Here is a 12,166-nt window from a genome sequence, read left to right on the forward strand (position 1 = left end):
ATGGCATTCAGCCCTGGTGACTTGGCCGGCCTGCTCACGATCATTTGGGTGCTGGTGCTACGCCTGTTTCGCCGACACATCGTCGTTCTCTGGATGGTGGCACTCCCCGGTGTAATCCTGCATGAGTTGGCGCACTGGACCATCGCGTTCATCACCATCGGTCGCCCCGGCTTTCCACGCTTCCTGCCCAAGCGAATGGGCAACGCCTGGGCCCTTGGCCGCGTGCCCATCCATCATCCCCGCTGGTACAACGGCGCGCTGATCGGCCTGGCGCCGTTGCTGCTCATCCCGTTGGCGGGATTGGCGCTCCATGATGGAATCCCGGACACATTCCACTGGGGCGCCGCCTGGAAATTCGCGGTGGTCCCATTTATCGCGGCCGAATGCCTGCTAGAATGTCTGCCGTCGCCGGCGGACTGGAGGTTGGCGCGGATGTCGGCGATTCCGCTGCTATTATTCGGGATTGCTGGATTTTTGTGGTGGAAGGCGCACTGAAGGGATCACTATGCCCAGGCACGTTGATTTTAGGCCGTCCGGATTGATCGAGCTTTTATTGTTGGTAGCCATCGCCGTCCTTTTGGGATTTGCGGTGGTCCCGCATATCGACGCTTACTTTTACCGGCTCAAAGCGGAAACCGTGGTGACCAGGTATCTGGACGCAGTACGTGCCGTGCAGCGCGATATTCGCCAAGCGACCGCCGGGCGTGTCCTGTACTTTGTCCGGACAGATTCGCACTCCGGCCTTTTTGCCAATCATGGAAAACTGCTGCACCATGCCGCAACCTATGCCGTGGGCAGCAAGTACGCGGAGCCTGGTGTTATCTATCTGAGCCATGCTTCCTTTATCCTGGCGCCGAATATCCGGTTTGCAGATCACTATTTCCAGCGGGATCCTGATCTCATGTTTCTGTACCGGGATTGGTCTCGTGTGGGCAGGCCGTTGCGATGGCCTGCCATGGAGATCTCTGGGGACGCGGCGCAAGACGCCGGATCGTTCTGCAAAGGCAATCCGGTGGTGGTGACGGTCGGGATGAATTTCGATTATCGAAGCCGGAACAGGAATATCCGAAGCAAGGTGGGGGCGCTGTTGCGGAAAAACGGGTTCAAACCCCATAACGATACGGTGGCCGTGGCCATCAATACCCAAGGCGCCGTATGCAATGTCGAGTGAAAAATCGCCAGCCGGACCATCCTGAAATTTTGGATGTCCCGGCCATCACGGGCAGGCCGGATAATTCGGGTGGACCAAAAATTGGGCGGCAGTTGACGCTAAGAAAGGAGAAGCCATGTTGAGGAAAACGCTGTGTGCATTGGTTCTGGTCGGAGTTTCCGGAATAGCGATGGCAGGCACGCCATATGCTGGAAAGTGGCAAGCCAAGTTCTCTGGTGGTGATCATGGACATTGCAAGATCCAGATTCGCCCATCCGGGCAGATCGAAGGCAAATGCAACGGGCATGATGAGGGCGCCGCCCCGTTTTGGGTGAAAGGATTCGTGCATGGATCCTCCGTGCATTTCGGGGTAGCCGCTACCGGTGCCCGATTTGCGGGATATATATGCGGAAATCACGGCGAAGGCACATGGCGCAATGCCGGTACTGCCGGATCATGGAAAATCCGGAAAGACGGATAACCACTTGCCGAACAGGGCTGCTGGATAATCCAGATGAGATCGGGAAAGCCGGTACCGATGGGAAATCCGTACTGTGGAAGACGGATGGTCCGAATATGACCCAGGTGGATCGGGATGGCGAACGCAGGCACGACGGCAGTGCCGAGACAAGGGAGCCGAAGGCGACCGCACGTTCCCGGACGTGCGCTGTACGCTCGCAGAGCGTGATCCGGCCCGAAGGGCCTGAAATGCCCCGTAGGGGCTGATGTGGGGCCCGGAGCGTAGCGAAGGAGCCTGAATGCCCCGGAACGAAGTGGAGGGGCTTTTAGAGCTAAAATCCAGCAACAGAGGGTCCTGCACGGCGCATGCTGTTGGCACTGCTGATAGCATGCTATGGGTATGCTGTACGCATAAGAAAAACCCCAAAGCCGAAGCGATGGGGTTGGGGTAGATCGGATGGTTACGCTGCAGAGGATTCCGCAGCCTGTTCGGACGGGAAAAGACTCAGCTTTTGGGCGAGCGCGTAGAAGTATTCTTCCTTGGCACTCGCCTTGACGGCGTTGAGAGCCTTCTTGTCCTTCACACCTGCAGCTACCAAAGCGTCAGATGCGGTGGCAGCGGCAGCGGCGGCCAACTGGAAGTGCGGCTTGGTAGCCTTTACCTCCTCGCCGTTGATTTTCACCGACGCAACATGGTTGACGAAGGTACGACCATCGCGCTCCACTACGTCCGGGAAGCAGGTGATGGTCACCTCTGCACCGATACCATGAATGGCAACGGCGGCACCCAGTTTGGGCAGGAGGCGTTCGCAGAACTCGGTCCCGACATCGAGACTGAGAATCGGCGAGGACCTGTCATTCCCGAGAGCAACACGGACCTTGCGGTACACATTGCCTTCCCCGTCTTTGGTTTCCGTGGTGGAAACCTTGGTGATTGGGCCGGTCAGTTTGTACTGAACCGGGACATTGGCGGTTTTCAGGGTGGAGCGTGCAATCTTGCAACGCTCTTCTGAATAGCCTTTCTTCCATTCATCGGCACCTATGATGCCTTTGGCGGCGGTGAGCGCTGCGGTTGTAGCTGCGTCATTGACCAAGATGAAACCGCTTACTACCGTATTATGCTGTAACATGGCACATCTCCTTTCAAAAATGGGCTGGATGCCCGGTAAATTCCGGAAAGGAGTAGCAGACAGTTTTCCGAACACCATGCCAGACAGTTTTCCGCCTGTTCTGGACAACAACGGAAGCCTCTTGCATAGAATCGCGGCACTGTGTATAAGATATTTGCTAAATATACTACTGCTTGCGAGGTCGCGCATGTTCTTGCCTCCCGGATCCTTCCACGGAGTACCAGTCGAATGCATAGAGCGGGCCTCATCGACCTACGGTGTTCCATATCAGGATATTGTGGCGCTGATGCGAAACGAAGGAGGGCGGCCGGGGACGGCGGCACGAGACTCGAATGGAACAACGGATCTAGGTCCGATGCAAGTAAATACATGCCACCTGCCGTTTTTGGAAAAGTACGGGTACCGTTACCGGACATTGCGGTATAATGGGTGCGCAAACGTAATGGCGGGCGCTTGGGTTTTTGCGCGCTGCCTGGCCCAGACGGGCAGTTTGCTCGCGGCGGCAGCGTGTTATAATGCGGGGCACGGGAATATGCAGGCAGCGTGGCGGTCGGGTTATGTGCAGCGGTTCGCCGGCCATCTGGGCATTGTGATCGGCGGGGCGTCGGAAAATCCTGCAAGGCTGGCGAATCCGTGGATGGATGCCAGCTTGGTGGTGGAGCACTGAGCAGGGCGGAAATTGAGGTTTCGTCAAAGCATCACAAGACAAATTAATATACTTGTTTTACGCTAAGAAAAGGGAACGACTTGGGCCACTGTAGTAACCAGCGGATTCACCATGGAAATGTCCTTGCGATAGCCGTCGCGACGACGTTTATTGGTTTGTGCCTGTCGTTCTGCGGACCCGATGTCGCTCAGGCTAATGTGCTTTCCGGCGACACACACGGCTGGTTTTGGTACCAATTGCCACCTCCACCGCCCAAGCCACTGCCACCACCCAGACCCGTGGTGCAGGCACCGCCAAAACCCGCTCCGGTGAAGAAGGTCGCGCCCAAACCGGCGGGACCGAAGGTCTTTTCGGTGCAGTGGATTAAAAAAACATTGCCCAAATGGAGAAATCGGGCGATCAACGACCCAAGCACCAAGAATGTCACGCAATACTTGGCGTTGCAGAAGGTCATGTTCGATAAGGCCCAGAATTTCGCAGAGCGATTCGTCCAAGTCGCCAACACGAATCCGGTGCTCAATTATTCCGCGATCATTCCACGATCCGGCGCAGGCAATACGGATTTCCAGTCCTATTTGCAGCAGAATAAAATGCGGGCACTGCGCTATTTGAGCAAACACGTCGGGATGTGGGTGTTCGTGAAGCATGGATGCCCGTTTTGCGACATGCAGTTGACGCAGTACGGCAATATGAACCAGATGATCCATTTCGCTACTGACTATATCGACGTGAATAACGGGCCGATTACGGGTCTACCGAAAAATGCGGTGCTTGTGCAGGATCATGGCCAGGCGAAGGATTTGCACCTGGTCGAGACCCCGACCATCATCATGATTTATCCGCCCGATAATTTTGCGATTATCGCGCAGGGTTACCAGGTCATGGGCAGCCTCGAGGACAATATCCTGGCGGACGCCGAGTATCTGCATCTCTTGCCGAAAAAGCTCACGGAATGGACCGGGGCCAATGCATATGAGCGCGGAGTGCTGACCACGGCACAGATGAAGCAAGCGCAGAACCAGAAAAACGCGAACCCGCAGACCATTACGCAGTACATCGAAAACGCCACGGCATCCAGAATCTCAAATTGGTGAGGAATTTCATTATGCAACAAGCCCATCCGGAACTAAAGAAGATCACCAAGGGCGTACTGGTCGCCACGCTGACATCGGTGCTCACTTCCGGCTTTCTGAACGCAGAAAGCCAGGCTTTGGGCATGCAGAACTTCGTGAACCAGATGTTCATCGCCAGCAGCGGCGCGACCGCCGCCGGATCCGGAAACGGTGTGACTTATTCGGGCGGTTATTTCGAAGCTCGCACACCGCTATCCGGCGCTAACGTCATTGCGTTCTCTCCGCCGGACATTTCGGCCGGGTGCGGCGGCATCAACCTGTTCTTCGGATCCTTTCATTTTATTAACGGCCAAGAATTTATGGCGCTGTTGCGGGAAATCGGTCAGCAAGCCCTGGGCTATGCCTTCCAGTTGGCCATCGACGCCATGTGCCACCAGTGCGGCGCATTGCTTTCGATGATTGAAAAAGATATTCAGGACATGAATAACGCCCTTAAGAATACCTGTCAGTTGGCTAAGGGGATTTTCAACGGCGATGATATGGGCGATATTGCGCAGGTGGTGAACCAGACCCGAAGGGTGATGTCGTCCGCTGTCGGTGACGTGTCCGATATTTTTAAGGGCACGGAGCCGGCGATGTCGTCAACCATTGCCAGCGATGAAACCAGCATCTCCACAAACTGGACAGAGCTGATGACTTCAGTCGGACTCAACGGGCAAGCAGCCAAGACCCCCGTGCCGAAAACTGCACCGCAAGCTTATAGTTTGCCCCAGTACAATATGTTCTGGAAAGCGATCAATGCGGCGGATACTCAGGATATGCTGCTTGGACTGAGTGATACGACTATGGTAGCCAGCGTACCGGAAGCGGTGAGCACGACCAACTCGAATATTTGCGCGACGACTACGGAAACCACCAACGCCTGCACCAAGGAAATTCTCATGAGCCTGGTCGGGACGCTGATCATCCTGCCGGGGGAATCGACCAACAGCAGCAATGCGAGCGGCGCCGCCACGCAGAATCAGACCAACAATACAGCCACCGGCAACATCAACAGCAACACACTGGCCTGGGGTGCATCGCTGAATTTGCAGCAACTCGTGAACGGAATATCAAAGGCGCCCGTTTGGCAATGCACTTACCGGAATATTGGCGGAACGCATTACCAGACATTTGGTCCGGTCACGGGATGTATAGGACCACTGGGTACGACCACCCTGGGTGGTATGGGATATGTCGGGATAAAAACCGCTGTGCGCGGATATCTGTTGGGCGGATACGTGGGCGGGGTCTATCACAATGGACTGGTCAACGATCTGAATATGGGAATCACGCCAAGCGCGGCTACACTGGCTTTTGAGCAGGGGATGCCGTACGGCACGGCCACTATCCTGCAGGATGCGGAAACCGGAAATCAGAACGATCCAGGTGTTGGTTTGATGGCGCAAATCGCGAAATTGCTGGAACCCTATATCGTCGATGAATTCGCCGTGAAATTCGGAGACGCGGCGCTGGATGCCGTCGGCGTATATAACGGACAGAACCATATCATCGTCCCTCCGGATTACAAGTTCTATTTGGCGGCGCTGAATGCGCAAATACAGACCTACGAGACAAAAGAATCGCTGAACGACAAAAACGTGCGCCTGGCGGAAGAGTTGGTGCAAAGCGCCAAGGCCAGGATAGCCAACGCGAGCGGAGGAAAGGTCTGATCATGTACATTTACGTCGTCGGCAACATTCAGTCTTTCTTTAGCGTCCTGACCGGCATACAGATGCTGTTCAACCCGGCGAACAACACCCTGTGGGCAAGTCAGGGCACCAACGCGTCAGGCTTCCCTGGCAGTTGGGCGCTGGGGCTGGGGTTGATGTTCGGGTTCATCATCATGATCCTGACCGGCATGAACAATCTGCGCATCGAATTCCACAAAATGCTGATTATCATGGTTGTTTTCATGGCGCTCTGGGAAGTGCAAACCAGCGCCACGGTGGAAAACATGCTGACGGGTAATTCCGTGACGGTGCAAGGCATACCCATCGGCATTGTCTATCCGGCCGCCATTTTTTCGACCATCGCCTATGATGCGGCGGAAGAAATCGGGCAGGCCGATCAAAACGCCGGCAACAATAACCCCTCTTTGTTCACCGGAAGCTACAACAGCAATTACGGTTTTGCCGGCCCGCTGGCGCTGACGTATAAACTGCGAGGGCTGTACAGCGTTTTCAATGAGTATGACTCCCCGCTTTCCGGATCGGTCGCGCAATACGTGGATCATTGCATCATTCCGCAAGCATCCGTGGTTGATTCTGGCGAACTCATCGACAGCCCGGATCTGGCCGCAACGCTGTTCACCGGCCCAAACGCCATAGCTCCATCCAATAACCAGGTACCTATCGATGTAAACGGCTCCAATCAGGCCACCGCATGGCAGTCGGTACCCTGTTCCACCGCGCAATCGACGTTGAGCAATGCCTGGAGCACGTTTTACGGCGGTGCCGGGAGCAATAGCCTCAACAACGTAGTTTCCATGAAAACGCAGAGCAACGGGAAAACCGGTGTGGATGCCAGTACGGCGGAATCTGTCCTGCAAACCATGTTCACTACCACGGCGAACGGCGGGCAGAACTTCATCGGAAACCTGATTCTGAATTGCGCGGCGGAAGCCGGGAACGCGCAGGCCGCGAGCGACATGAGCAGCAGCGCGGACGTGACGGATCCGTCCACTCTTTCTCCGTACTGTACCACGAAAGCGGCCGCCCTGGGCCGACAGCAGGCCATGAACGCGGGGTCGGCGTCGCTCTTCGAGAGCAACATGATCCCAACCATGGCGCTCCTGCAATTCCTGTTTTTCGCCATGGCGCCGCTGACCTTGATCATCGCCGCGATGATGGGCGTACAGGGCTTGCCGATGCTGGGCAAGTACATGATTTTTGGTGCATGGACGGAATCCTGGATCCCCGTTGCCCAGATCATCAACGATTACATCCAGCAGACCACCAATCAGCTCTATGCGAATATCCAGACGGCGGCGGCGGCGACCAGTATTACGACCCCCGGCGGCGGCACGATGACGATGTCCGCGACCTCATCGGCCAACATCCCCATGATCCTGACCCATGCCATGAACGCCCTTTCCATGGCGGATATGATGATGTCGGCGACCCCGATCATCACCCTGGTGCTTCTGACCGGCTCCTATTTCGCGCTGACGCAGCTCGGCAGCAAGATCTCGGGCAACGACGTGGTGGACAAGAATATGAGCGAGTCCACGCCTACAAACGGCACGAATGTGATGGCGAGCGGGGCGTATGGGGTGGGGGTGAATAACCCTGGGACCGTGGGCGGAAGCTACGGGTCAACCGCGCCGCTTAATGCTGTTTCTTACTCCGCTTCGAGTGGCATCAACGCGACAACGACCCAATCGGAAGCCGCACAGGCGAGTCTGACGCGGCAGGCGACCGAAAGTGCCGGTATAACCGCTCAAAATATGTCGTCGTTGATCAATAGCCAGTCCGCTGGCGTGCAGAGCGCGCTCACACAAACGGCAGGGGCGCAGCATGCCGCCAAAGTTGCGCGGCATGCACAAACACAATACATGAGTGACTTTGGTTTTAGCAAAGATAATGCGCTGACTTTTGCTGGGATATTGTCTGGTGAACTTGCAACAGGAGGGCAAATCACTGGAGAGATGGTGAAGGGACTGGTCGGAAAGTTGGGGGGGTCAGCGACTGGCCAGCAAGCAGCGAAGTTCGCGGACAGTATCAAAAGTGGCGATGGCCTGAAACAACTAGAGGATTTTAGTCACGCAGAAGAGGCGCTAAGTTCCAACGGACTTGAGAGCAAATTGTCCCATACCGATCAAAAAGGAACCGCTGCGGCCATTGGAACATCAACCGCAAAAACCAGGTCTCTTCTGAGTGCTCGTAATGCCGTAGAAACGCAAAGTGCAGGCCTGGCCAAGGCCGCCGTTGCGGCGCAGTCTGCCGGCGGAAACATCAATTTTGATGTCGCGAATACGGCGCCAGCGATTACCGATACCGCAGCGGCCATCGGTCATGTAAGTGGAAATGAATGGGCCAGGATGTCGATTATCGCCGCAACCGGCCGGAACGGCCAGGCCAGCGAGGATGCCGCGCTAGCTCAATTCGATCAATTGCATAAGCGCGGTATGGCCATTTACGGCGGTTCCAATGAAGCGGCCACTGGCTATGCGTTGATTTCCATGGCGCGCAGCATGCCGAACAAGGCAGAGGCTACGGAAATGCTGGCAAGAGCGACTGGTCATCATGAGTTGGCGGCGGCGGCGGCCGGGATGGCGCGGGACATGCAGAACATCCAGCGGGCGGTGGCAGGCGCTGGTGTGGCGATTGATCCGTCAGCGACCGGATCCGTTCCAGATCTCGTCTCGCAGGTTGGCGGTGCCACCGGAGCGCCGAGTGCGGGAGCGACCCAGGCCCAATATCAGGCAGATCATGGTGCGGCTGCAAGCAACGTCAACAACTCGACAGGCGCCGCCGACTGGAATCCGTCTGCTGTAACTGGGTTTTTCCAGGGGGCGCAAAGCGATGTGGCTAACCACGGTCCAGGTGCCAAATTGCTAAATCAGGCCATGGGCATGTTTGGATCCGGAGTCATGACCCCACAGCAGGCGCAGCAAGGAATGGGGAAAGAAAGGGGGGCCTACATAGACAAGGCGGCGCGGCTAGGATCTGAAGACCCAAACCTGACAAGCCTAGCCCTTGGCGCCACCGGACTTGGCGGTATGGCCGCTGCGTTGGCGCTTGGCGGTGGGCTCAAAAAAATGATGGGGAACAAGGCGGCGCAAGCTGATCTGGAAAAGGGGATGAGCCCAGAGGAACAGCAAGCCATGTCTGAAGCGGCTAATGAGATGGCTGATGGCAAATCGTTCGGAGATTTAACTGAGGCGCAGCAAGGCGCTGTCATGAAGGCGACTGGGAATCTGAACAGCGTTGCAAACGCGAAGATAACGCAGGAACTCGGCACGAAAACAATGGATTCCTACAACAGTGGTGTTGAGAAGATGCTCAACGGAAAAGCAAATGAGATTACGCCAGGAGAACGCGCATCCATTGCCAAGGTTGCCCAGGCGCGACAGGCAATTACCGATAAATTGGGGCTGTCGAAAGCGCCGTCTGGTGGTGAAGCCGTTGATAGCGGGGGTGACGGAATTGCGCAGGGGAACTCTGGTGCAGAAGAGGCAAACGGGCAGGTTCCTGGGGAGTCTGTGGGCGCAGATCCGTTGGATCCGGGATCACCGCCAAGTGTTCCTGTAGAAAAAACCGTGGTTCCAATGTTCCCTGGGCAAGACGGATACCAGGGCCCGTCAAATAGCCCCGGATCGAAAGAATAAATGCTTGACATAATTTTGCGAGTATGGTAGCTAGAAGTCGGGAAGATTCTAGTAAGGAAGTTGTGTGATGCAGAATGGAAAAATGATCAGGTTCTTGCGCCGGTTTGAGTATCGCGATGTTGCGATCCTTGCCGAAGAGGCGGTTTTCTACGTCTTCGGTTTGCTTATGATCGCGGTGGCCAGCGGTGGAATGCACCGGTGGCTGTTCCTTGGGGCGTTTCTCGCTGGAGTCCCGGCGGGCATGGTGGTCACGTATGTATACAACCGGATCGTCTCATCGCGATTTCACCGGGACATGCCCGGCTATGCATGGTTCGGATACCCGATGGGACTGGGGTTTCTCCTGCTCGCGTTGCAGGCGTGCGGAGACAGCCTGCTTCCGGCGGCTATCATGGCAGTGGTCTGTGGATTCGTCCTGTTGATGGGCTTGCTGACCATTTCTAATGAGGAGGCGGCAGTGGGTGTAGGCTGCGAGTTCAACGAATTCGATGATTGGTTCAAGGAGATGAGAGACAACAATCTCGGGTTAACGACCGGTATTCCAATTGGTAAGTGGTGGTTTTTGCACGACGACTAACCCGGCCAAACCGATCCTTTTTGCATCGAGAAGCGGGTTCGCCGCTTTTTAGCAGCACGGTGGAGTTTGCCGCGCGGAAGAGGAGCGGTTTTTCCGGTTTCTTCTGAGCACCGGTGAGGCGCTAGGCTGTGCGCGCAGTGCCATATTCGGGTATGAGGCGACTCGCAGCGCGACGAAAGACGGTCACCTTTTAGCACCTTTCCCTGACCAGTTGGCTGGCCCGAAACGTCACCACCCGCCGCGCCTTGATCTCGAACGGCTCCCCATTCTTCGGATTCCGCCCGGGTCGTGCCCGTTTCTCATGCAGGATGAAGTTCCCGAAGCCGGATAGCTTCACGTCCTCACCAGAGGCCAATGTGGCGCGGATGGTGTCGAACATGGCATTGACCAGCGCGGCGCATTCTTTGGCGGTCAGACCCATGGTATCCGATAGGTGGCGGGTCAAATCCAGTTTTGTGATGGTCATGCTGTGTGCTCATTCTTGCCAAAGCCGCGCTCAATATAGCAGAACACGGCTTTTGGATGAATGCCTTGCGGTGATTACGATTCGTTGCATCTGCAACGTAAAATGTTATACTTGCTGCATAGTATGGAGGTGCAGCATGGCGCAAGCGATCATCGCAACCGGCAAGGAAAATCAGGCGCAGCATCGCGCCGCCTTGGCGAAAATGCTGATGAAGGCGTTTGATCTCTGGAATGTGCCCAATGAGGACCAGCTTGCCTTGCTGGGGCTGGCACTGGAAAACCGTGCGGCCCTCAGCCGTTATCGCAGAGGCGAACCGCTGGCGACAAACCGGGATCTCCTGGAGCGATCTGGTCACTTGCTGGCTATCCACAAGAATCTGCGTCTGCTTTTTCCGCACGACAGAGACCTGGCCTATCGTTGGATGACCGCGCGAAACCGAGCATTCGGCAATCAAACTCCCGTGGAAGTGATCTGCGAGTGGGGCTTTACGGGGTTGCTCATGGTGCGTTCCTATCTGGACCGGGCTCTGGGCAGCTAGCCAGTGGATTCCTTTTTTGACGGACTATCACTCACCGATGTCCACAAAACGCTGATACGCAACATCATCAGTTCATGGGCATCGGAAGATCTCTTCGATGATCTTTCGGAAAATCCAGAGGACTGGCCTGTGGCGCAACGGTACGAGGCTGCCGCCAAGCCACATAACCACATATCAGCAGCGCCGATCATCGATCGTCCTTTTGAAGAGGCCGAGTGGTACGCCGCCATCGAATTCCCGTTTCGGCACTGGACGACGAGCAGATACAGCGATGGCTCGTTTGGTGTCTGGTATGGCGCGGATACCGTGGAAACCTCGGTGTATGAGACCGTGTACCATTGGCGGTCCAGGTTGCTGCGTGATGCCGGATTCGAGCAGATGGTGATCGCCGGCGAGCGGGAAAGCATTACGGGAGATCGGGCAATCTATGGGGTTCGTTGTGACGCGGCGCTGGTGGACTTGCGACCAAGAGTGGCGAGCTACCCGGCCCTGGTGGATCCCGAAAACGTTCGTTTTACCCAGCCCATTGGCGCCAGGCTAAAAACGGAAGGACACCCCGGCCTGGCCACCCGTTCCGCGCGGTGCGAGGGAGACGTGTATGCTGTCCTCAACCCGAACGTATTATCCGGGCCTAAAATCCAGTCTTATCTCACTTACCGGCTCACGGACCATGGCGTAGTGATCAGTCAGGGGCCCGTGGGAAGCATTCGACCGTGGATGCGGATTCCTTGATAG

12 protein-coding genes are annotated in these 12,166 nt (G+C 56.2%); 9 read left to right on the forward strand and 3 right to left on the reverse strand.

Annotation, left to right across the window (positions count from 1 at the left end):
* Positions 1–495 (forward strand): hypothetical protein, encoded by a 495-nt coding sequence (locus AFE_RS04965; RefSeq protein WP_012606770.1) that lies wholly within the window; start codon positions 1–3, stop codon positions 493–495.
* Positions 496–505: 10 nt separating this feature from the next.
* Positions 506–1,171, forward strand: coding sequence for a hypothetical protein (locus tag AFE_RS04970; protein WP_012606771.1), 666 nt, complete (start codon positions 506–508; stop codon positions 1,169–1,171).
* 393 nt (positions 1,172–1,564) lie between these two features.
* Here the strand turns inward: AFE_RS04970 and AFE_RS16325 are convergent, their stop codons facing one another.
* Positions 1,565–1,762 carry a hypothetical protein gene (locus AFE_RS16325; protein WP_158303819.1) on the reverse strand — a complete coding sequence of 66 codons (198 nt, stop codon included), beginning with the start codon at positions 1,760–1,762 and terminating at the stop codon, positions 1,565–1,567.
* Positions 1,763–2,070: 308 nt separating this feature from the next.
* Positions 2,071–2,739, reverse strand: coding sequence for a hypothetical protein (locus AFE_RS04980; protein ID WP_012606774.1), 669 nt, complete (start codon positions 2,737–2,739; stop codon positions 2,071–2,073).
* Between the two features lie 187 nt (positions 2,740–2,926).
* Here AFE_RS04980 and AFE_RS04985 point away from each other — a divergent pair, with 187 nt between their 5' ends.
* From AFE_RS04985 to AFE_RS05005, 5 genes are all read left to right on the forward strand, one after another.
* The gene (locus AFE_RS04985) at positions 2,927–3,406 is read left to right on the forward strand and encodes a lytic transglycosylase domain-containing protein (RefSeq protein WP_049759491.1); all 480 of its coding nucleotides are present in this window, start codon (positions 2,927–2,929) and stop codon (positions 3,404–3,406) included.
* Between the two features lie 197 nt (positions 3,407–3,603).
* Positions 3,604–4,500, forward strand: a complete 897-nt coding sequence (locus AFE_RS04990; RefSeq protein WP_236608973.1) for a conjugal transfer protein TraF — start codon at positions 3,604–3,606, stop codon at positions 4,498–4,500.
* Positions 4,501–4,511: 11 nt separating this feature from the next.
* Positions 4,512–6,191: a conjugal transfer protein TraH gene (locus AFE_RS04995; RefSeq protein WP_012606777.1), complete on the forward strand. Its 1,680-nt coding sequence runs from the start codon at positions 4,512–4,514 to the stop codon at positions 6,189–6,191.
* A 62-nt stretch (positions 6,192–6,253) separates the two neighbouring features.
* The gene (locus tag AFE_RS05000) at positions 6,254–9,850 is read left to right on the forward strand and encodes a conjugal transfer protein TraG N-terminal domain-containing protein (RefSeq protein WP_269077299.1); all 3,597 of its coding nucleotides are present in this window, start codon (positions 6,254–6,256) and stop codon (positions 9,848–9,850) included.
* A gap of 67 nt (positions 9,851–9,917) precedes the next feature.
* Positions 9,918–10,427 carry a hypothetical protein gene (locus AFE_RS05005; RefSeq protein WP_012606779.1) on the forward strand — a complete coding sequence of 170 codons (510 nt, stop codon included), beginning with the start codon at positions 9,918–9,920 and terminating at the stop codon, positions 10,425–10,427.
* Between the two features lie 190 nt (positions 10,428–10,617).
* Here the strand turns inward: AFE_RS05005 and AFE_RS05010 are convergent, their stop codons facing one another.
* On the reverse strand, positions 10,618–10,893 hold the full coding sequence (locus AFE_RS05010) for an integration host factor subunit alpha (protein WP_012606780.1): 276 nt from the start codon (positions 10,891–10,893) through the stop codon (positions 10,618–10,620).
* Between the two features lie 136 nt (positions 10,894–11,029).
* Between AFE_RS05010 and AFE_RS05015 the strand changes: the two genes are divergently transcribed.
* Positions 11,030–11,431 (forward strand): MbcA/ParS/Xre antitoxin family protein, encoded by a 402-nt coding sequence (locus AFE_RS05015; protein WP_049759417.1) that lies wholly within the window; start codon positions 11,030–11,032, stop codon positions 11,429–11,431.
* 3 nt (positions 11,432–11,434) lie between these two features.
* Complete coding sequence (locus tag AFE_RS05020; RefSeq protein WP_012606782.1) at positions 11,435–12,163, forward strand: RES family NAD+ phosphorylase; 729 nt, start codon at positions 11,435–11,437, stop codon at positions 12,161–12,163.
* The last annotated feature ends 3 nt before the right edge of the window (positions 12,164–12,166 follow it).

The sequence above is a fragment of the Acidithiobacillus ferrooxidans ATCC 23270 genome (assembly GCF_000021485.1).
GTDB classification, from domain to species: Bacteria; Pseudomonadota; Gammaproteobacteria; order Acidithiobacillales; family Acidithiobacillaceae; genus Acidithiobacillus; species Acidithiobacillus ferrooxidans.